The sequence below is a fragment of the Microvirga lotononidis genome (assembly GCF_034627025.1).
In the GTDB taxonomy this organism is placed as follows: Bacteria; Pseudomonadota; Alphaproteobacteria; order Rhizobiales; family Beijerinckiaceae; genus Microvirga; species Microvirga lotononidis.
Map to the genome: position 1 here is coordinate 1,095,272 of NZ_CP141050.1, position 16,952 is coordinate 1,112,223.

General features: G+C 60.0%; 27 protein-coding genes and 1 pseudogene. 22 read left to right on the plus strand and 6 right to left on the minus strand.

Features of this window, described 5'->3' with window-relative positions:
* Positions 1 to 191: 191 nt before the first annotated feature.
* Positions 192 to 590, plus strand: a pseudogene (locus tag U0023_RS34980) (transposase); the annotation flags it as partial.
* Here U0023_RS34980 and U0023_RS34985 read toward each other — a convergent pair.
* The gene (locus U0023_RS34985; RefSeq protein WP_040639222.1) at positions 535 to 1,953 is read right to left on the minus strand and encodes a transposase; all 1,419 of its coding nucleotides are present in this window, start codon (positions 1,951 to 1,953) and stop codon (positions 535 to 537) included. The pseudogene U0023_RS34980 and the gene U0023_RS34985 overlap by 56 nt on opposite strands.
* A gap of 353 nt (positions 1,954 to 2,306) precedes the next feature.
* On the opposite strand from U0023_RS34985, the gene U0023_RS34990 reads away from it, so the two are divergent.
* Together U0023_RS34990 and U0023_RS34995 are read left to right on the plus strand one after the other, a co-directional pair.
* A complete protein-coding gene (locus U0023_RS34990; protein ID WP_040639214.1) occupies positions 2,307 to 2,714 on the plus strand; it encodes a BA14K family protein in 408 nt (135 codons plus the stop codon).
* A gap of 166 nt (positions 2,715 to 2,880) precedes the next feature.
* A complete protein-coding gene (locus U0023_RS34995) occupies positions 2,881 to 3,303 on the plus strand; it encodes a hypothetical protein (RefSeq protein ID WP_009492160.1) in 423 nt (140 codons plus the stop codon).
* 1 nt (position 3,304) lies between these two features.
* On the opposite strand, the gene U0023_RS35000 is transcribed toward U0023_RS34995, so the two are convergent.
* Complete coding sequence (locus U0023_RS35000) at positions 3,305 to 3,697, minus strand: hypothetical protein (RefSeq protein ID WP_009492161.1); 393 nt, start codon at positions 3,695 to 3,697, stop codon at positions 3,305 to 3,307.
* Positions 3,698 to 3,798: 101 nt separating this feature from the next.
* Here U0023_RS35000 and U0023_RS35005 point away from each other — a divergent pair, with 101 nt between their 5' ends.
* The 8 genes from U0023_RS35005 (at position 3,799) to U0023_RS35040 (ending at position 8,199) form a co-directional block, all read left to right on the plus strand.
* Positions 3,799 to 4,071, plus strand: a complete 273-nt coding sequence (locus U0023_RS35005) for a hypothetical protein (RefSeq protein ID WP_154661233.1) — start codon at positions 3,799 to 3,801, stop codon at positions 4,069 to 4,071.
* Positions 4,072 to 4,444: 373 nt separating this feature from the next.
* A complete protein-coding gene (locus U0023_RS35010) occupies positions 4,445 to 5,455 on the plus strand; it encodes a hypothetical protein (RefSeq protein WP_154661234.1) in 1,011 nt (336 codons plus the stop codon).
* Positions 5,456 to 5,544: 89 nt separating this feature from the next.
* Positions 5,545 to 5,880 carry a hypothetical protein gene (locus tag U0023_RS35015; RefSeq protein ID WP_009492164.1) on the plus strand — a complete coding sequence of 112 codons (336 nt, stop codon included), beginning with the start codon at positions 5,545 to 5,547 and terminating at the stop codon, positions 5,878 to 5,880.
* Positions 5,881 to 5,892: 12 nt separating this feature from the next.
* Positions 5,893 to 6,324, plus strand: a complete 432-nt coding sequence (locus U0023_RS35020; protein WP_009492165.1) for a hypothetical protein — start codon at positions 5,893 to 5,895, stop codon at positions 6,322 to 6,324.
* A gap of 140 nt (positions 6,325 to 6,464) precedes the next feature.
* Positions 6,465 to 6,905 (plus strand): hypothetical protein, encoded by a 441-nt coding sequence (locus tag U0023_RS35025; RefSeq protein ID WP_009492166.1) that lies wholly within the window; start codon positions 6,465 to 6,467, stop codon positions 6,903 to 6,905.
* A gap of 210 nt (positions 6,906 to 7,115) precedes the next feature.
* Positions 7,116 to 7,409, plus strand: coding sequence for a hypothetical protein (locus U0023_RS35030; RefSeq protein ID WP_009492167.1), 294 nt, complete (start codon positions 7,116 to 7,118; stop codon positions 7,407 to 7,409).
* 188 nt (positions 7,410 to 7,597) lie between these two features.
* Positions 7,598 to 7,798: a hypothetical protein gene (locus tag U0023_RS35035; protein ID WP_009492168.1), complete on the plus strand. Its 201-nt coding sequence runs from the start codon at positions 7,598 to 7,600 to the stop codon at positions 7,796 to 7,798.
* An 83-nt stretch (positions 7,799 to 7,881) separates the two neighbouring features.
* Complete coding sequence (locus U0023_RS35040) at positions 7,882 to 8,199, plus strand: DUF5983 family protein (RefSeq protein WP_009492169.1); 318 nt, start codon at positions 7,882 to 7,884, stop codon at positions 8,197 to 8,199.
* Positions 8,200 to 8,228: 29 nt separating this feature from the next.
* On the opposite strand, the gene U0023_RS35045 is transcribed toward U0023_RS35040, so the two are convergent.
* A complete protein-coding gene (locus U0023_RS35045) occupies positions 8,229 to 8,417 on the minus strand; it encodes a hypothetical protein (protein ID WP_154661235.1) in 189 nt (62 codons plus the stop codon).
* A gap of 42 nt (positions 8,418 to 8,459) precedes the next feature.
* On the opposite strand from U0023_RS35045, the gene U0023_RS35050 reads away from it, so the two are divergent.
* From U0023_RS35050 to U0023_RS35890, 4 genes are all read left to right on the plus strand, one after another.
* Positions 8,460 to 8,885 (plus strand): hypothetical protein, encoded by a 426-nt coding sequence (locus tag U0023_RS35050; protein ID WP_154661236.1) that lies wholly within the window; start codon positions 8,460 to 8,462, stop codon positions 8,883 to 8,885.
* 12 nt (positions 8,886 to 8,897) lie between these two features.
* Positions 8,898 to 9,701, plus strand: a complete 804-nt coding sequence (locus tag U0023_RS35055) for a hypothetical protein (protein ID WP_154661237.1) — start codon at positions 8,898 to 8,900, stop codon at positions 9,699 to 9,701.
* A 14-nt stretch (positions 9,702 to 9,715) separates the two neighbouring features.
* On the plus strand, positions 9,716 to 10,534 hold the full coding sequence (locus tag U0023_RS35060; protein ID WP_009492172.1) for a hypothetical protein: 819 nt from the start codon (positions 9,716 to 9,718) through the stop codon (positions 10,532 to 10,534).
* 150 nt (positions 10,535 to 10,684) lie between these two features.
* Positions 10,685 to 10,945: a LuxR C-terminal-related transcriptional regulator gene (locus U0023_RS35890; RefSeq protein ID WP_009492173.1), complete on the plus strand. Its 261-nt coding sequence runs from the start codon at positions 10,685 to 10,687 to the stop codon at positions 10,943 to 10,945.
* Positions 10,946 to 10,962: 17 nt separating this feature from the next.
* Here the strand turns inward: U0023_RS35890 and U0023_RS35065 are convergent, their stop codons facing one another.
* Complete coding sequence (locus U0023_RS35065) at positions 10,963 to 11,391, minus strand: response regulator (protein ID WP_009492174.1); 429 nt, start codon at positions 11,389 to 11,391, stop codon at positions 10,963 to 10,965.
* A 213-nt stretch (positions 11,392 to 11,604) separates the two neighbouring features.
* Here U0023_RS35065 and U0023_RS35070 point away from each other — a divergent pair, with 213 nt between their 5' ends.
* The 7 genes from U0023_RS35070 (at position 11,605) to U0023_RS35100 (ending at position 15,742) form a co-directional block, all read left to right on the plus strand.
* Positions 11,605 to 12,096 (plus strand): hypothetical protein, encoded by a 492-nt coding sequence (locus U0023_RS35070; RefSeq protein WP_009492175.1) that lies wholly within the window; start codon positions 11,605 to 11,607, stop codon positions 12,094 to 12,096.
* A gap of 32 nt (positions 12,097 to 12,128) precedes the next feature.
* A complete protein-coding gene (locus tag U0023_RS35075; RefSeq protein ID WP_009492176.1) occupies positions 12,129 to 12,320 on the plus strand; it encodes a hypothetical protein in 192 nt (63 codons plus the stop codon).
* A 134-nt stretch (positions 12,321 to 12,454) separates the two neighbouring features.
* Complete coding sequence (locus U0023_RS35080) at positions 12,455 to 13,774, plus strand: replication-associated recombination protein A (RefSeq protein WP_322883892.1); 1,320 nt, start codon at positions 12,455 to 12,457, stop codon at positions 13,772 to 13,774.
* Between the two features lie 127 nt (positions 13,775 to 13,901).
* On the plus strand, positions 13,902 to 14,111 hold the full coding sequence (locus U0023_RS35085) for a cold-shock protein (RefSeq protein WP_262267116.1): 210 nt from the start codon (positions 13,902 to 13,904) through the stop codon (positions 14,109 to 14,111).
* Positions 14,112 to 14,205: 94 nt separating this feature from the next.
* On the plus strand, positions 14,206 to 14,511 hold the full coding sequence (locus tag U0023_RS35090; protein ID WP_322883893.1) for a hypothetical protein: 306 nt from the start codon (positions 14,206 to 14,208) through the stop codon (positions 14,509 to 14,511).
* Between the two features lie 148 nt (positions 14,512 to 14,659).
* Entirely contained in the window at positions 14,660 to 14,830 is a 171-nt protein-coding gene (locus U0023_RS35095) for a hypothetical protein (protein ID WP_154660866.1), read from the plus strand.
* A gap of 120 nt (positions 14,831 to 14,950) precedes the next feature.
* A complete protein-coding gene (locus U0023_RS35100; RefSeq protein WP_009488642.1) occupies positions 14,951 to 15,742 on the plus strand; it encodes a restriction endonuclease in 792 nt (263 codons plus the stop codon).
* A 13-nt stretch (positions 15,743 to 15,755) separates the two neighbouring features.
* On the opposite strand, the gene U0023_RS35105 is transcribed toward U0023_RS35100, so the two are convergent.
* Both U0023_RS35105 and U0023_RS35110 read right to left on the minus strand, forming a co-directional pair.
* Positions 15,756 to 16,229 (minus strand): sigma factor-like helix-turn-helix DNA-binding protein, encoded by a 474-nt coding sequence (locus U0023_RS35105; protein WP_009488643.1) that lies wholly within the window; start codon positions 16,227 to 16,229, stop codon positions 15,756 to 15,758.
* Positions 16,230 to 16,610: 381 nt separating this feature from the next.
* Complete coding sequence (locus U0023_RS35110; protein ID WP_009488644.1) at positions 16,611 to 16,916, minus strand: integration host factor subunit alpha; 306 nt, start codon at positions 16,914 to 16,916, stop codon at positions 16,611 to 16,613.
* Positions 16,917 to 16,952 lie beyond the last annotated feature (36 nt).

Here is a 16,952-nt window from a genome sequence, read left to right on the forward strand (position 1 = left end):
AACCGGCTCGGTGTTTTACAAATTTGTACAAAAGAAAAGCCACCTTGGTTAAGGTGGCTTTTCTCAAGCTGGCCGGGATCCGGGGGCTTCGGATCAGGCTGCGGCTGTCCGCCGTCAGCACTCATGAGACAGATCGGGTGAGTTGAGGAAGGGAGAGGTTCTGGTTCATCGTAGCCCATGAGGACATGACGATGAGACAGAAGCACAGGCCGGAGAAAGAGCCGGCTGAGACGGTGGTCAAGGAGATCCGCCGCGCCACCCGCAAGCACTACTCCGCCGAGGAGAAGATCCGCATCGTGCTGGAAGGGCTGCGCGGCGAGGACAGCATCGCCGAGCTTTGCCGGCGCGAGGGCATTTCGCCCAACGGGTATTACCGCTGGTCCAAGGAGTTCCTGGAAGCCGGCAAGAAGCGCCTGGCCGGCGACACGGCCCGGGAGGCCACCTCGGACGAGGTCAGGGGCCTGCGCCGGGAGGCTGTCGCCCTCAAGGAGGTGGTGGCCGATCTCACCCTCGAGAACCGCCTGGTCAAAAAAACTAGGACGGCAAAGTTAACTGGCAGGCCTGCTGTTCGAGAGCCGCCAGGTAAGCGGCGGGATCGTGTCGAAACCGGGTGCGCAGAGTTCGCGCGCGGCGGCCTCTCTCCAGACGCTGGCGCAAGCTTCTCCAGTGCTCTCGGTTCGCGACGCCCAAGTCGCGAGCTGTCGGAGCCTGCACGCGCGTCGCGGTAGCGGCGAGCAGCCGGACCGGGCCGCGCAGAACCGCACCAGGGGCTGCCGTCTTGCGGCCGGTGGCGCGCCGCTCGTGATAGCGCTGGGAGCCGAACAGCTGTTCGAGATCGTTGTTGGTGCGCGGCAGGTCCGGCACCGCATAGGTGTGGAACAGGCCAGGGCGATCGCTGCGCGTGACCTTCTGGAAATGATCGAAGGCCTCGGCCAGCGTGCCGGCCTTGTTGCGCTGCCGCTGCATCGCACCCAGCACCCCGTTCACCCGCCGCCGCACCATCGCCGCACTCTCCTCGTGCGGATTGCCAAGCCAATGCGCCACGGCGTGCACGAACCGGTAGGCGTACGCCACGTCCGGCCACAAGCCGGCCACCGTCTCCAATCGTCGCTTCAGTTTGAGGCCCGAGGCGGAAAGCGGGGCCCGACCATCATCGGTGATCGCGCTGCGCACGGCCGCACAATACCCCTGCACGATCGCCGCTTCGGGATCTTCCCGCTCCTCCACAGCGCGCACGATCCCGCGGATGCCGCGCACCTGCTTCTTGAGTTCCTTCTTGGCATGCCGGTCGGCCTCGAAGATCGGATGCGCCGCCTCGCGCAGGAAATGGAACTGACACAGCTGATGCGGCACGCCCGGCAGCACCTGGGCGACGGCCTGGCGAATGGAGGTCTGACCGTCGCTGATCACGCCCGCGACCGGCACGCCCACGGCGGCCACCGCCTCGCGCAGCAGCCCCGCCAGATCCTGGGCCCGGCCGGAGAGCAGGCTGCGGGCGAGCACGATGATCCCCGAGAGGCAGTCGCGGATCACCCACAGCACCTCATGGCCGACATCCGGCTGCACGCCATCCAACGCCAGAATGACCCGCCCCTGCCGGGCCAGGAGCCTCTGCAGCGGGCGGCGCTCCAGCAGCCTTGTGGCGAGCAGCTCATCGTAGCGGTCGAGCAGGTTGGTGACACTGCGCTCGGCAATCGCCACGCCGCGGGTGGTGAGCACCGCGTGGATCTCGGGCACGCTGCGATGCTCGCGTTGGCGCAAGGCCCCGACGAGGGCGATGATGTCCAGGCCGAACTCGTGCTGGGGCAAGGCCAGGGCCCCCTCGACCTCGGGCCGGTAGGGCTTGTGATAGCGGGCGCAGCCGAGGGTCTCGCACCAGCGGATCTTGAGCCGCAAGCGGATCGATCCGGTCAGCGTCACAAGGGAGCGATGGTTCTCGTAGCGGATGCGCATCGGGGCTTTGCAGGCCGGACACAGCCGACAGGCGGGACGCAGCACCCGCTCGCGCTCCGGCGGCTGGCGCCCTGAGAGTCTGGTCATCCCGCACCTCCCATCAGGTACAGAAGACCCCCACCACCACACTCTATCAGACAGTCAGGTTTGCCGTCTTAGATTCTTTATACTCACGTCAGGAAACCCAGCCATCATCCGGATTACGAATTTGTAATCCCCCGCAGGCATTTTGTTCATCCACGATTTAGTTCAGCCCCTCGATAATCTGCCCTATAAACCGAGGCGCCAAACGGAACGGCTGTCACCATGCCGGACCCGTTTGGACCTCACTGGTAAAGGTCAATCAGACGATCATGCGTAAGCTAACTTCTCTCGTTCTCGCCGCCTCTGTCCTGGCGGCTCCTATGTCTCAGGCGATTGCAGCACCCCGCGCCAAGATGCCAGAGATCACCAAGCAGTACCCGGGTGAGAGCTACACCCAATACCGCCGCTACTACGGCGGCCCCCGCTATTATAATGGCCCGCGCTATTACCGCCGCGGCGGAAACGGCGGTGCGGTTGCTGCTGGCGTCCTTGGCCTCGCCGCTGGCGCTCTGGTCGCTGGCGCGATCGCCAACCAGGCACAGGCGGCTCCGCCGCCGCCTCCCGGTACGCAGGACCCGCAACTCGCGGCCTACTGTGCCCGCAAGTACCGTTCGTACGACCCGGTCACGGGGACGTTCATGGCAAACAACGGCTATCGCTACGTCTGCACGTACTAATCGGCCCGGCCCTAGACGAACGCAAAGAGGCTCCAACCAGGGGCCTCTTTTTATGAGCGTATCGTCAAACCTCTGGAAATTCGACCAATTACGATCCGGACTTTCTTCAGTTCCCTTAAAATCATCCCATCGATCCGATGATTTGAGAAACCCCGAAAGGCTCGAAATGACCGATGCTCCCGCCTCCCATCCGCAGGACCTCCCTCGCGATCCGATGACGGATGTCGGTCGCCTCCTGATCCGCGCTTACAATGGCGATCAGTTCGACCCCTTCTTCATGGCCGGTCACCCGAGCCGGACTAAGGAGCCAAACGTCATCATCCGATCCTGCTTCTATTACTCGATCCTGATGACGCCGAAGATCACGATGATCTACGACAACAGCGGCCGCGGCGGCATGTGCGACATGACCGTCGACGAGATTTCCGTGATCTGGAAAACGCCCGCCCTGCTCGAAAGCCTCGGAACGACCTTCGAGGCCCTTCAGGATGGTACCGCCATCATCACGGCGACAGAGGCGCCGAAACCGGACATCGACCTCTGGGCCCGGATTGCCGAGGCCGAAGGGAATGTTCTGAAGGCGGCCTAAATCAGCGCAACTCGCTCCGGTGATAGGAATACTCGTTTTGAGATCCATCCTCGTGCCGCTCGACGATCCGGACCCGCTTGCCCTTGTCGAGAACCTCAAATGTCACGACGCTATCGAGCGGATCGGTTCGCCAGCGCCCGGTTTCGGTGGCCCAGATCACACGGTTGCCTTCGAGGCGACACCGATAGCTCCAAAGCTTGCCATCGGAAGGCCGATTGTAGGTAATGACGGAAACTTCGCCTTCGGCCTGGGCTTTCATAATCGATGGCTTTCTGCCCATCACACCGCCAATAGCGGCACGACAAATCTCACCTCGCTCAGCCGGGGTATGTTCGGCCGCATAAGCCGATACTGACACGGCTAACCCTGCGACCAGGATTCCAAAACGTCTCATCGCTATTCTCATTTGAATTCTGGTATGGGGGCTACCAATGCTCGATCGATTCCGCTCTCGGATTACCTGCTATGTTGCCGAAATGCCATAAGCCACTCCTCATGAGCGCACTGCTCGGAGCCACTCTGAGCGCGATTGCGATACGCCCCACCTCTGCCGGCGAGCTCTATATCTATGAGCACAACCTGTCGGTCATCGACTGGTTTGTCGTCGGGGACAAAATCAAAGCAACCTATTCCAAGCCAAAGGCCAGCCTCGCAGCGGCAGGGGTCAAGGAGGGGGCAGTCCTTTTCGAAGGGACTACGAAGGAAACCGGATCGTCGGCACCGCATTCGCGTTCAAATCCGGCTGCGCCCCTGCCCCCTATCAGGTGATCGGTATGGAGCAGGGAAGCCAGATCATCCTTCGCGCTCCGGGCCCAGTCAGATCCAAGACCGGATGCGACATCATCGGGTACTCCGCAAAAAGCCCTCATGCCGAACTGACGTTCCACTATTCTGCCACCCACCATTGATCGTCAGGACCCTGCCTGCAGGATCCCGCTGGGTCAGCCTGTGCTATGATCCGGATTAGTTCAAACGGACGGTTGCGGTGATGGAGGCATCACTCCTTAGCAGCTTCGCTTGCCACGACGGGCAGGAAAGCCTCGTCCTCGGCCAGAGGCCGGACGGCTCCATCGCTCACCTCTCTGAGGTCCCTCGAGGGACAGCCTGCGAGTGCATCTGTCCCGGCTGCGGGGCTCCCCTCGTGGCCCGGAAGGGAGAAGTCCAACACCACCATTTCGGTCACCAGGGCACTGAAGACGGGCGGCCCTGCAACACTGGACCGGAAACCGCCCTGCACAAATTCGCCAAGGAGGTTCTGGAACAGAAGCTACAGCTCTTCCTGCCGACCCTGGACCTTTGGGACGGTTCGGAGCGGTGGGTAGGCTTCGAAGGGAAGTCCTACGAATTTGACGCCGCCGTCTTGGAGAACCGCCTGGGCGAGATCATTCCCGACGTCGTCGTTCGAAAGGGAAACAGAGACCTGATCGTCGAGTTTGCCGTCACCCATGAATGCGGGCCTGCCAAGATCGCGCAAATCGTCGATATGGACATCAGCGCCATTGAGGTCGATCTATCCAGACTGCCCCGCGACATCTCGCGGGAGGGGCTCGAAGATGCCATCCTCCACGCCGCCCCGCGCAAATGGATCCACAATCCGAGAACCCGGGAAGGGCAGCGGGAACTTGAAACCCGTCGGCGCCGGCTAGCCGACACACTCTCCCGACAGGTATCTCCTCTTGTGAAGGCCTATCGAGCGGCTCTCGAGAGCCATCGAACCTCCCGCAATGCGTGCTTGGCGGTAGGCCGCATCGAGAGCGATGGCACGGAGAGGGCTATTGGTCACGATGTCCCCGGATCGGGTTGCTTTAAGGTCCCGCCACGGGACTGGCAGGCAACCATCGTCTCCGGCGTGATCGAACAGGCTGTTGTTGGAAGATCCGCCCATATCACTGTCAAGGAGGCGCTTCGGAAGCTCAAGGATCGAGGCTGGATCAATTTCCGTTTCAGTCGCATCTCCGAAGACCAGGCGGCTGCACTGCGAGAAAGCTTGGTTCAATTCGAATTTCCAGAATTCGCAATTCAGGCGTGGGCCACTGCCCTCTCCCGCCAAAGCATCCTTGTTCCGGTCTCCAGCACGGGACGCTGGATTTTCCATCCCATGATCGTCAAGGAGATCCAGTCCAAGCGCCGCGCCAATCAGCAATCCAGATAGCCGCTTTCCCATAGCACGTAGGAGGTCTTCGATTTCGGGATCATTGCCGCAAACAGATGATCGGACAAATCCCCGAAAGGATCCTCACGATGGACGCGAGCCGCTACTCCCTGAAGCTCCACACGGACTTCCCCGGCAAGGGCTGGCTCCTTGAGCTCCACATGAACGACAGCGACGAAGAAGAGGTTGCCTTCGTCGAGACGTTCCGGGCCACCGCCTTCCGCTACCTTGGCGCGGCGCCACATGGGTTCACCCGCCATGAGGACGGGAAGCGCTTCGTCGACACCTGCTGGTTCCTGCAGGGCGAAAGCTCGACTTGGCTGATGTTTGAGTTCTGGACCAGCGACCAGACGGCTATCCTCGATGGAGTTATCCGCGTCATTGAGGCGCTGGAAACCCAGGGCGTATCCGTCGTTCTGCAGTGATACAGTGCCACCATGGCCGATCACTTCAAGTCCACCTATTATGTGCTCGATCCCAAAGGGACCGTGCATCGGATCAAGACAAAGACTATCGGGGAGCTACGAACCCTCGATAGCTTCCGCCGCCAGTGCCTGATCCATGGCTATACGGCCAAGGATCAGGAACAGGTCGAGGCCGACATCCAGGCCAAGATCTATGAGCAGATCTTTGGTGGGGACGTGCTCAAGCACGAGATCCAGAACGCCTTCCTTGAGGCAAATGGAACGCTAGTCGATCACGACAATCCAAATTCGTTCTTTGAGGCCATCGGTTATAGCCGCACCCTGAGAGACCGCTGCAAAAGGCAGCACAAGCGGTACATGGAGGACGGGAAACTTCCGGGTGGCGGCTTCGTCTGCAATGACCCGGCCCCTTACCATGTCGATCTGCCGGGGTTCTCCGCCTGACCCGCCAACCCGCCCTCATAAGGGGCGGGTTTTCTAATGCTCACATTTTCAAACCCCATCGCCCTGATCCCGGCTCATCTCAATTCTCGATTGGGATTGTGAAGAGATGATTGGAAAAATCCCCAAGAAGGAGCAAGGCGATGGACACCCTCGAGCAATTCACGGTTCTGTCCGGCATTCGCATCCAGCTTCGGGCCCAGGCTATCGCCTGCAAGACAGCGTTTGCCCGTGACCTCCATGAGCGCCTGGCACAGCACCTCGCCTACATCTGCAAGAAGCTCCGGCTCGAGATCGCCGGTGCAGCCCGGTTCGGCAATGACGACGAGGGCGCCTTCGGCTGGGAAGGCCCGGACGAGATCCACCTGATCGACGCTCTCTACATCGATCACGGCTCCCGCGAGTACCAGATCAACGGCGAGGACTGGTACTCCCTCGATGGCGACGGCGAGCCGATCGCCTCGCCCGCGACGGCCGAGCAGACCGAAGGGCTCGACCGCTTCATCGAGGAACTCGCCCAGTACGGCGTCCTGGTCACGGCCAACTACGTGTTCATCCCATGCGAGGAGCAGGTCGCCGCCTAAGGGCCGCGCCGCCCACCCTCCCAAGCGAATTCCGATCAGGAAGAAGCCGCAGATGCATGAGAACACGCTCAATCATCCCAGAGCAGTTCTGAAAGCTGGGTTCTCCAACTACCATATCCAAAATTGATCGGCACTCAATCCGCGATGGGCTTGACCTAGCGCATTCCAGGACAACACTTGCTGTGTGTCATCAACTTCAGGGATTTGATCATGCGCCTTGCGATCGGGATCGGAATTTGCCTCATTGCTCTCACGGCTCAAGCACAAGCTCAGTCCGGCCCGTCGGCCTCTGACAGTGCCAACCTATCTCGAGCAGATATCCGAGAATTGATTGATGCAACAAAGGCCGCCGCGAAGGCTTCGCGGGAGAACGTGGACTACAACCGGGTCGTGCCCGACATTCTGACCCAAATCCTGGCAAAATTGGATAAGATCGAGGACAAACTCGATAAGGTTGAGGCCACGATTAAGCGAACTCAACCGACTCGCGTCAACGCTCGATAGGATAGGGACAAGGCCGGATCATCTAGTGAGATCCGCCTCCCGCACCTGATTTACCCCGCCCCCAACAATGGCGGTTTCGCTCCGGGCCAGCGGCCAGCTGACCGGGAGCACGGCTTCAGATCCCAGGCAGTGGCGCTCATATCGATGGGCCCTAAGGGAGCTCGCTCTGAGCGTCTGGACACAATAACATGCTCCATATTGCCGCCGCGACCCGTGGCGGCAGCATCTCCAATGCCATTCCCGCTTCGCTCGTTTTCCCGAACGATCCACCGGAGCGGGATGCCGCGGCGCAGATCTACGCCATGAACATTTACCCGATGGGCGAATTAGACAACCTGCCGATCAGGCGAGTGGTTGGAGAAGACCCCTCGCCTTTTCATTTCCGCTGAGTTGAGCATTCTTCAGCGAAGGTCTGCATCTCTGTAAGCCTTAATTGGCCGAGAGTGACAATTCAAAACCCCAGGAAATTCTTATGACCGACGCTGTATTCAAGCCAGCGGTGGAATACCCGCTGCGCGCCTTCTTGGATCTGTCCACCGCACATCTCCGGCCCGAGACGATCACCCATCTGAACACGCTCGACAACGACGAGCTTCCGTTCTCGGGCGGCGTCACCCAGCACGGTTGGCTCATCTACGCCCCACACGAAGCTGACCTCAAGGCTTATCCGAAGTGCCCGCTCGAAATTGTCGAAGCGATGAAGAAGGCCCGTGAACTCGGCGCCGACTATGTCCTCTACGACAACGAGGCAGATCCGGACCCGAACGTACTTCCGGTCTTCGAGCATTAATCCCGCCCCGATCGACCAAAGCATTCCAGTCAAGAAGGAAAGAAAGGTTTCGAGAACACATCACGGGTCGGTCCGATAACCCGCTCCTGACGTTGCGGGCGAAACTCCACGGCCGCCTCGGCCCACAAGGGCGCGAAATCGTCCGCGAGAAAGCCGCTCAGACGATGTTCAGCGCCCGGGGACTGACGGCTGACAATCCTTGGGCTGAGTTTCAACATGAAGGATTCAAATTCCGGGTCAGGCAGGACGGTGATGGTCTGATGGTTGAGTTGACCGGAGAACCGACTCTAGACGAGGCCCTCAACGCTCGCGGCCTCTCCCACAAGCGCGATGCCCTCACCAGTGCGGATGGACGCCATACGATCAAGGATGAGGCGGGCACGATCATTGGCAGGTTTACCGCAACCGAGGCTTGGGTCGAGGTCATCAATGACACGAAGCGCCCGCTTCCGGATTTCGATCCGTCCAAGGTCAGGATTGAGCGCCATCGCATGAGTGTCACTCAGGGCGAGACGTCCGTGTTCTACGAGGAACGTCTGCTCAACCGCTACGGCGACAAGATTGTCATACTTGAAAGGGACGCCACTGCACCCGCCGGCGCCAAGGTCATCGGTGGCTATCACGGATATGGCGACGACGAATGGATCGATGTGGCTCGCCGCGTGGTCACCCGAGGCTCCTGGTAGGGGCTTCAGCTCATGCCCCGAAACACTCTAGGCGCCCGCCAGATGGCGTTCGACTTCGACGCATTGTTTGCTCCGCATCCAACGATGCCTGAGGCTGTTAAAGAAGCCGTCAAGGACGCAGTGTTCTCCTACAGGAACCCTGTCAAAGCTCCTTCCGGAGATACCGAGACAAAGCCGTGGGCTGACCGCCCAGAGGCTGTCGAGGATAAGACCCGTTGCATCCTCGAGATCGATGGCATTCGGGCGATCTGCACGCCGGATCGCTGGATGTGCTTCTACGCTATCGATCCGGGCAAGCCCTTCATCAGCGAGACCGGATTCATGTCGGGTTGCTCCAGCCGAAAGGGATCGTCCGAGGAAACCTTCATGGCGCTGCTTACGGAGCGCAGGAAACAGCACAAGGGTAAGCTGCCGATCCCGGCGACCACCTACCGGCTCCCCGAGCCAGGCGAGGACGGCCCGCAGCCAGCCACTGGTGCGCTTCTCGCGATGAAGAAACTCAAGACCGATCCCTACAATGCAGCCCTCATCATCGAAGGGAACGGTCAATGGAGCGATGGCACCTGTTCCGATCATGGCAAGCCTGAAGGTCTGAAGGAGCGCACCAAAGGCATGGTGCCCGACGGCTTTGACGTCGAAGTCGATGCCAAGGGCCATGGCTTCGCCCTCATTGCTCCGAACGGCCGCAGATGGCCAGAGGACGGGTCGTTCTTCCCTGCCCTGCATAACATCCGGTGCGCCGTCACACGGCAGGCCCGTGATGATGCCGAAACCGGCGCTCCCTTCTTCTTCGAACCCCTTCCGCAAGCTGCTTGAACAACAGGTCATCCATGCCGACAGACACCGTACTCAGCCTCGAAGCGTCCCTTCCCAAGACCGGCGACCAGATCACGGATCAAGCCGACGGGCTTACGATCCTCATCAAGCGTCAGGACGAGGGCGTCAGCGTCTATACCTATGGCGCCGGGCAGGAAGCGTTCAAGGAAGACTGGACCCTCTTCACTGAAGGGCAGACGGACGCGAGCTCCTATGAGGCTGCGGCCCAGGCTGCGGGATGGTCACTGCTCTCGGCCCAAGACGATCACGATGAGGCCTTTGTTCTGCAGGTCGAAGGTCAGGATGATCGTATCGAGCGCTACGGCGGCTGGGAGGAACTCTGCCTGAGCGAAGGCATCGAGGTGACCCCAGCGCCAGCAAAGCCCGAGGCAGGCCCTACGCCCGCGACGGCCCCCAGTGCGGACTGGAGCGCTCTGCCCGATCTGCACCAGGCCGAGAAGGAAGGATGGCGCATTTCGGAATGCAACGAGGAGACCGAGACAGCCCGGCTCGAGCGCGACGATGGCATGGGCGTGTTCGCCGGCGATGCCGAGGCCTGGACCCATGTCTTCAGCAAGGCCCAGGGAGGCAGTCCCTATCACCAATCGATCCTGAACTGGCTCAGGGACAATGCGCCCGTCGAGTTCCAGCGGATTAGCGTTCATCAGGAGGCACAGCAGGACAAAACCACCTGGGCGATTGTCAACGATGCCGGTGAGTTCTGGTCCAACGACGATGGCTGGGTCGATCAGGAGTCGAAAACCCTATTCTACGCCCACGAGAAGCTCACCGTGAACCTGCCGATGGGCGGCCAGTGGGCCCTGGTCGGGTAAAGCAACCTCTCTTTTCATTGCCTGCTAAACAATACCCCCTATGAGGCGCGGGCTGCGGCAGAATTCAAACTATTTGAGCTCCTCGGCAAAGTCTGTTCCCCTATAATCAAGTACATGGCTGGGATGATATTCCGACGCCAAGGGGGGCTTATGGGGGCGAAGAGAACAGAATGGCCGGTTGAACGGGATGTCGATCCCGCCGCCAATGAGAATACAAGGCGGCAACGGCCTACGCTGTCGGTGCAGGAAGCACTTGTTCTCCGGCTTTTAGCGGCGGGGGTCCCGACCAGTGACATCGCAGCGCGGCTCGCGGTCGACGAGCCTGAGGTCAAGCAGCACATCAAAGGCTTACTTCTCAAAGCCAGGGCTCAGACCAAGCCTCGTCTGGTGAGCACCCCAGCTAACGGCTGATCTAAGCCAATGCCGCCTCACTGGGGATTGCGCTTCACCACCCGCTCGATCATCTCGATCATCTCCGGCAGCCGATAAGGCTTCGGCAGAAACGGAACACCCGCAGACGCACACATCCCGTGACAGGCGCGGGGGCGGCCGGACGTAAAGACAACCGACAGAAGCGGTTGGAGCGTCAAAGCTGATGCCGCCAGCTCAAACCCGTCCCGGCCGCCGAGATTGATGTCGGTAAAGAGGACGTCCACGGAAACATCGGCCAAGATCATCTCGGCTTCCTCGGCACTCGCAGCGGTAAGTACCTCGAAGCCGGCCTCGGTCAGGGCTTCAGCCGCAATCTCGCCGATGATCAACTCATCTTCGACCACGAGAACGCGCTGACGCAGATTCTTTGGAAGGCGAGCTGTAGCCGGGGCTGGGCGGCTCCAAGAGGACAGGATCGGTGTCATGTACGCAACCTCACTGAGCTAGTCCGCTTGGTTAACGACGCGCCTGCCCAGCGGTTCGGCTCCCGGGCCGACGAGTGGCCGGTATGGTAAGTAAAGGGTTATCGAGCTCGTTCGAGCCGACCAAGAGGGCTGTCGTCGAGAGACGACGGCCCTTTTTGCTTGGCGCACTCCCACTCCGGAAAACCCCAGAAACATCAATCGAGGACACCTGAAATGACCCAGGAATTGCATGAGGCCCTCGGGTTCAAGAAAGACAACGTGGTTCAAATGCTGGTCGAAACCAGCGGCTTGGACCCCGATGACAACGAACTCACGTTCCCGGTCGGCGCCGTGGCGATCATTGATCGCATTGAGCGCCTCGAGGGATCTCAAGGGATCGCACTGACCCTCGCCATCGAGGGCAAGATCGTCAACGTGTTCGACGAGGGCGATGGGCTTCCGGCCAGGAAGTTCTTTGAGCCGGTCCTCACGGAACGAGACGACACCAAGCGCCCTCTCACGCTCACTGACGTGAAGGGTGCCGACACCTACACCCATGCTGCCTTCGTACACGGCGAGGATTCGGAAGGCGACCATGAGGTTGGCGATCTTCAGGACCTGTTCCGCGCCGCATGGGACCTCATGACGGAAGAGCAGAAGGTCGGATTCCTCTTCACGGATCAGGCCAAAGCCGTTCTGCCCGCTGCCCACATCCTCACCGAGTGATCCAACCTCAATCCACTTAGAAGAGGGAAATCATGAACCGCGCTCGCCCGACCCGGGCCCAAATCAAGTCCATGCACCAGCTCTTTCAACGCTCTCCAGATGGCAGTCCGAATTATCGGGCTTTCCGGAAGAGATTCCAGCTCCTGTCATTCGACAGCGTCTTCGGCGGAACCTGGCACGGGATGTTCATCGGCATCGAAACCGACGGCTACCGGCACTCGTGAACAATGCTGGGGAGGCCTGATGGAAGAGTGTCGCAGAGCCTTGGATCGATGATGAATTCGCGGCATCAAATCACCATATCTCAGGCTCCCCATAGCGCCCGGAAACCGGGCAAGGACATCCCTTAGGTTCACACATGAGCGATCTCTTCCAGACGGCCACGGCGCGTAACCGCCCCAAGCCCCTTGCCGCTCAGATACGGCCAACCCGCCTCGATGACATCGTTGGTCAGCGCCATCTCCTTGCCCCCGGCACGGTGCTCCGGAACATCGTGTCCTCCGGGCGTGTGGGCGCATTGCTGTTCTGGGGGCCTCCAGGCACGGGCAAGACGACGATTGCGAGATCCATCGGCCAGGAGATCGGGAAAGAGTTTCGGGAACTCCACCCCGCGCACAACAACGTCTCCGACATCAAGGAACTCGGCCGGGAATCGCAGGTTCGCGACCTCCTGGTCTTTGCCGATGAGGTGCATCGCTTCAGCAGCAGCCAAAGCGACTATCTTCTCGGCCTCGTCGAGGACGGCGTCTTTGACCTGATTGGCGCGACGACGGGCAATCCGAGTTTCGTCCTCACCCCTGCCCTCGTGTCACGCATGACTGTCTTCCGGCTTGAGCCGCTGACCGTCAACGACATGAAGGACGTCGTCACTCGCGCCGTGGCCCACTTCGAGGAGAAAGGAATTTCGGTCAACGTCGATGAAGCAGCTCTAGCACAGCTCACAGCTCACGCGGGTGGAGATGCCAGACGCGTTCTCACGGCGATGGACCGGCTTACGGCCCATGCCACCGCGGGCTCAATGCTGACGATTACTGGGGAGATGGTCGCAGACCTGTTTCAGGCGTCGCCGGTTCTGTATGATCGGAATGCCGATCAACACTACGACTCGATCAGCGCCTTCATCAAGTCAATGCGAGGGTCTGACCCCGACGCGACGCTCTACTGGCTGGCTAAATTAATTCATGCCGGCGAAGACCCGAGATTCATCGCTCGGCGGATCATGATCCATGCCTCTGAGGATGTCGGCCTCGCGGATAACACCGCCCTTCAGACGGCTGTCGCGGCGCTGCATGCCGTGCAGCATATCGGCTATCCTGAGGCCCAGATTGTCTTGGCGCATGCAGCTCTGCATATCTGCCGGGCTCCAAAATCGAACTCGGTCTGCCGCGGGATTGGACAGGCTATGGCCTACGCCCAGTCCGCTCCGCCAATCCCAGTTCCGCTGCATCTGCGCGATACCCACTATGCCAGCGCCAAATCCTTGCATGGCTATGGCGGGTACATCTTTCCGCATGACGACGCGAGAGGCTGGGTGGAGCAGGAATATGCCCCAGGCATCACACCTGGCCAGTTCTATCAAAGCGACAGCCGGGGCCCGAATACCTTTGAGGGCCGAGCGGACCAGTTCTGGGCGGAAGTGACCGGCCGGGAGCAATCGCGGCATCCGAAGAAAAGTTAATATTGATTTTGCCACGTTGTTGCCACGGTTACCTTGCCCAACTAGCCTCCTTCGCGTGATCGATCGGTCACCGGAGGGCGGAGCAGGACGCTCCGCCTGAGGGAACTACAAGGGACTAGAGACGAGAATGGCGACTGGGACGGTTAAGTGGTTTAACGAAACCAAGGGTTACGGCTTCATCCAGCCGGACAATGGCGGCAAGGACGTATTCGTCCATATTTCAGCCGTGGAGCGCGCAGGCCTCCGCGGTCTGAAGGACGGCCAGAAGATCTCCTACGAGATCGAGCAGGACCGCCGGACGGGCAAAGAGTCTGCCGCCAACCTGCAGGAGGTCTAAGACCTCTCACTTTCGCGGATCGACCCGCCTTCACAACGAGCCGCTCCATTGTGGGGCGGCTTTTTTTGTTGTGCCTGCCAAATCGGAGAACCCCATGACAGAGACATCGCCCCCTGCCTTTCTCCGCGACGAGCGCTTCATCCGCGGGCACGGAAAGGTCTTCGTGATGTTTATGGGGCGTGATGGCTACTCGGCGGAGATGTCGACGGAAGAGTTCCCTCGCCTGCGGGAAGCCGTCAAACTCGATGCCTGCCCGAAGGTGTATCTGCGCCTTCAACGGACCAGATCGCGCTTTGCGCTCGACCGGCGCAAGAAAATGGACATTGTGGAGATCTATCATAAGGCCGGAGAACACGCTTACTACGGCTACTGCCTTGCCCTTGGCATCAAGCCTGAGTGATTGGACCTGCCGACTTCGCAGCGCTACCAATCAGCGGGTGTGAGTGATCAAAGACTAACACCCCTGTACGAACCGCTTGTAAGGAGATGCAGTGACCTCTCGCCTTATGCAGATCCTGGATCGTGACGCCGCGATCATGAGAGAGAAGATGGCTGAAGTGATGCCGGCCACTGATGCCGAGTCTCAACGAGCCAGAGAGTTAATGATCCTGCTCCATACCGGGCTCTTCGTCATTCAGCGGGACGAGACCAGCACGGCAGAAGGGTTGCGAGCCTTCGCCGGTCAAATTCTCGATCGGACGCGGATCACCAGGCAGTAGCAGCCGAAATAATCCTGTGAGTTTCAGTCCGCGGAAGTCTTTGCGAGGCAGCTGGTAACCCCAGTCGGCTACCCAATCTCTTGCAGTCACATAGGAACCCGCCGACTGCCGGATAAGGGAATGTTTCGCTACCTCTGGAGACACAAGGCGTTCAGCGCCGTTCTGCTCTTCCTCCTCGGTATCGGCTGGTATATCCAGCCGGTTGCCGCCTGGATCGGGCTGGCCCTGCTACTGTTCCTGCGCCTCACCAAAATCCATTCGGTCCTGCTGATCTATGACCTGACGGACCGGGCGGCACTGACACATGTCAGGACGCTAGCGACGAAACGCGCCCATATGCTCTCACCTGACGAATATGGGAATGTCTCTGAGGAGGGGTGGGATAAGCACCTCAACAGCTTCATCAAGAAGACGCTCGTGCCGGAATTCCAGCGCAGGAGGATCGATCATCTCCTGGCCAAGGATTCGAAGCGGTACGCGGCTCGCTTGAGGACCCGGATCAACCGGATCATCGATCGACACCAGCCACCCGAGTCGACGGTTGTGCTCGACGACACAATGACCGGCAGGGAATTTGAGCTCTACTGCCGGGATGTCCTACAGGAGGCCGGATGGCGTGCTGCGCTCACCCCCGGATCAGGCGACCAGGGAGCTGACATCATTGCCGAGAAGGAAGACCGGCGGGTTGTGATCCAGTGCAAGTTCTACAACGGCACCGTCGGCAACAAGGCGGTTCAGGAAGCCTATGCCGCAGCCGCCTTTCAGGATGCACCCTACGCAGTGGTTGTCACCAACTCGGTCTTCACCAAGTCGGCTCACCAGCTCGCGCACAAGAACGGCGTGCTGCTGATGCACCACACCGATCTGCCGCGGCTTGAGCTGATTGTCGCCAGCGGCGCTGGGTCTAGCTGATACAAGATTCCATTTAGTCGTCGGAGACTTTGAGGAAGTCGTCGATCGACAACTGTGCAGGACTGGCCGACTTCGCTCTCGGCTTTTTCGGCGCTTCTTCGACACCTGCGGCCACCGGCTGCTTGCGCGGGATCGGTGTATCCTCCGACTGCATGCGCTTCATCCGGGCTTTCGCCTTATCTCGCGCCTGAGCCTCCTCGGACTGCGAATCCTCAGTGAGCCACTTTCCGCGCTTGATCACCTCGTTCACTCGACCCTGGTTGATCCCAAGCTGGAACGCGATCTCCTGCTGGGTCATGTCGGTGGTGCTATGAAGCTCGAGGATCTTGCGGGCGAGCTCTGGCGTCATTTTGCGCCCTGAGACGCGACGGGCCGGAGCGATCGACCGGGTCTTCTTCTCCTCCTTGCGCATCTTCTCCAGGATAGCCAAGGCCATATTCATGCCTTGGGCGCGCAGGGCTTCTTCAAATTGCTTCAGCGTAGCCAAAAGAGAGACTCCTGAACTCCTGCCCCGATGCACTCACCGGTTCAGACAAACTTTTGAACGACGAAGAGGTGATGAGCGTCCTACCAGCCCCGCACGGCTATTGGACATGTCTGCCGAATTAAGCCGACCCGAAATAGAATGAGTCCGTGATTCGAGTTTTTCAAGCTCGGCTATTCTAATTGGTTGTTGATTTGTTCCATCTTCGCCGTTCCCCACGATGAGCGGGCGGGCTTGCTCAACCTATAGTCGGTACAAACCCCGTATTTGGCGATACCCGCTGCTCACGGCACAGCCACCGATGGCTTTGCATCCTCCTGCGAAGGGCAATTAGCCTCTGAGAACAGGTCTCTTATTTCAGGGGCGGGTTCACGGCGCCTTAGATCAGGCGCTCACCGGATCGCCGTTCACACGATCCTTCAGCTTATGGGATGGGGTGAAGGTGACAACGCGGCGAGGTTCGATTGGGACCTCAACCCCCGTCTTCGGATTTCGACCGGTTCTCTCGGCTTTCTCCCGAACCACGAAATTCCCGAAGCCGGAGAGTTTCACGTTCTCGCCGCGCTCCAAGGTATCGCAAATCTCGGCCAACACTTGCTCCGAGAGCGCCACCGCTTCGTGGCGGGTCAAACCAACAGCCTCGACGACGGCCTGGGCCAGATCCACTCGGGTCACGTTCCTGCTGGTCATCAGATCATCCACCGTACAAAGGGGGCCCTCACGAGC

Excerpts from the sequence above, each read along its gene's own strand:
- U0023_RS35035 (WP_009492168.1), top strand. The coding sequence starts at position 7,598 with ATGCTCCATATTGCCGCCGCGACCCGTGGCGGCAGCATCTCCAATGCC.
- U0023_RS35045 (WP_154661235.1), bottom strand. The coding sequence starts at position 8,417 with ATGTTGAAACTCAGCCCAAGGATTGTCAGCCGTCAGTCCCCGGGCGCT.
- U0023_RS35050 (WP_154661236.1), top strand. The coding sequence starts at position 8,460 with ATGGTTGAGTTGACCGGAGAACCGACTCTAGACGAGGCCCTCAACGCT.
- U0023_RS35090 (WP_322883893.1), top strand. The coding sequence starts at position 14,206 with ATGACAGAGACATCGCCCCCTGCCTTTCTCCGCGACGAGCGCTTCATC.
- U0023_RS35020 (WP_009492165.1), top strand. The coding sequence starts at position 5,893 with ATGGCCGATCACTTCAAGTCCACCTATTATGTGCTCGATCCCAAAGGG.
- U0023_RS35110 (WP_009488644.1), bottom strand. The coding sequence starts at position 16,916 with ATGACCAGCAGGAACGTGACCCGAGTGGATCTGGCCCAGGCCGTCGTC.
- U0023_RS35085 (WP_262267116.1), top strand. The coding sequence starts at position 13,902 with ATGGCGACTGGGACGGTTAAGTGGTTTAACGAAACCAAGGGTTACGGC.
- U0023_RS34985 (WP_040639222.1), bottom strand. The coding sequence starts at position 1,953 with ATGCGCATCCGCTACGAGAACCATCGCTCCCTTGTGACGCTGACCGGA.
- U0023_RS35100 (WP_009488642.1), top strand. The coding sequence starts at position 14,951 with ATGTTTCGCTACCTCTGGAGACACAAGGCGTTCAGCGCCGTTCTGCTC.
- U0023_RS35055 (WP_154661237.1), top strand. The coding sequence starts at position 8,898 with ATGCCCCGAAACACTCTAGGCGCCCGCCAGATGGCGTTCGACTTCGAC.
- U0023_RS35075 (WP_009492176.1), top strand. The coding sequence starts at position 12,129 with ATGAACCGCGCTCGCCCGACCCGGGCCCAAATCAAGTCCATGCACCAG.
- U0023_RS35080 (WP_322883892.1), top strand. The coding sequence starts at position 12,455 with ATGAGCGATCTCTTCCAGACGGCCACGGCGCGTAACCGCCCCAAGCCC.
- U0023_RS35070 (WP_009492175.1), top strand. The coding sequence starts at position 11,605 with ATGACCCAGGAATTGCATGAGGCCCTCGGGTTCAAGAAAGACAACGTG.
- U0023_RS35095 (WP_154660866.1), top strand. The coding sequence starts at position 14,660 with ATGGCTGAAGTGATGCCGGCCACTGATGCCGAGTCTCAACGAGCCAGA.
- U0023_RS35000 (WP_009492161.1), bottom strand. The coding sequence starts at position 3,697 with ATGAGACGTTTTGGAATCCTGGTCGCAGGGTTAGCCGTGTCAGTATCG.
- U0023_RS35040 (WP_009492169.1), top strand. The coding sequence starts at position 7,882 with ATGACCGACGCTGTATTCAAGCCAGCGGTGGAATACCCGCTGCGCGCC.
- U0023_RS35025 (WP_009492166.1), top strand. The coding sequence starts at position 6,465 with ATGGACACCCTCGAGCAATTCACGGTTCTGTCCGGCATTCGCATCCAG.
- U0023_RS35015 (WP_009492164.1), top strand. The coding sequence starts at position 5,545 with ATGGACGCGAGCCGCTACTCCCTGAAGCTCCACACGGACTTCCCCGGC.
- U0023_RS35065 (WP_009492174.1), bottom strand. The coding sequence starts at position 11,391 with ATGACACCGATCCTGTCCTCTTGGAGCCGCCCAGCCCCGGCTACAGCT.
- U0023_RS35030 (WP_009492167.1), top strand. The coding sequence starts at position 7,116 with ATGCGCCTTGCGATCGGGATCGGAATTTGCCTCATTGCTCTCACGGCT.
- U0023_RS35890 (WP_009492173.1), top strand. The coding sequence starts at position 10,685 with ATGGGGGCGAAGAGAACAGAATGGCCGGTTGAACGGGATGTCGATCCC.
- U0023_RS34995 (WP_009492160.1), top strand. The coding sequence starts at position 2,881 with ATGACCGATGCTCCCGCCTCCCATCCGCAGGACCTCCCTCGCGATCCG.
- U0023_RS34990 (WP_040639214.1), top strand. The coding sequence starts at position 2,307 with ATGCGTAAGCTAACTTCTCTCGTTCTCGCCGCCTCTGTCCTGGCGGCT.
- U0023_RS35005 (WP_154661233.1), top strand. The coding sequence starts at position 3,799 with ATGAGCGCACTGCTCGGAGCCACTCTGAGCGCGATTGCGATACGCCCC.
- U0023_RS35060 (WP_009492172.1), top strand. The coding sequence starts at position 9,716 with ATGCCGACAGACACCGTACTCAGCCTCGAAGCGTCCCTTCCCAAGACC.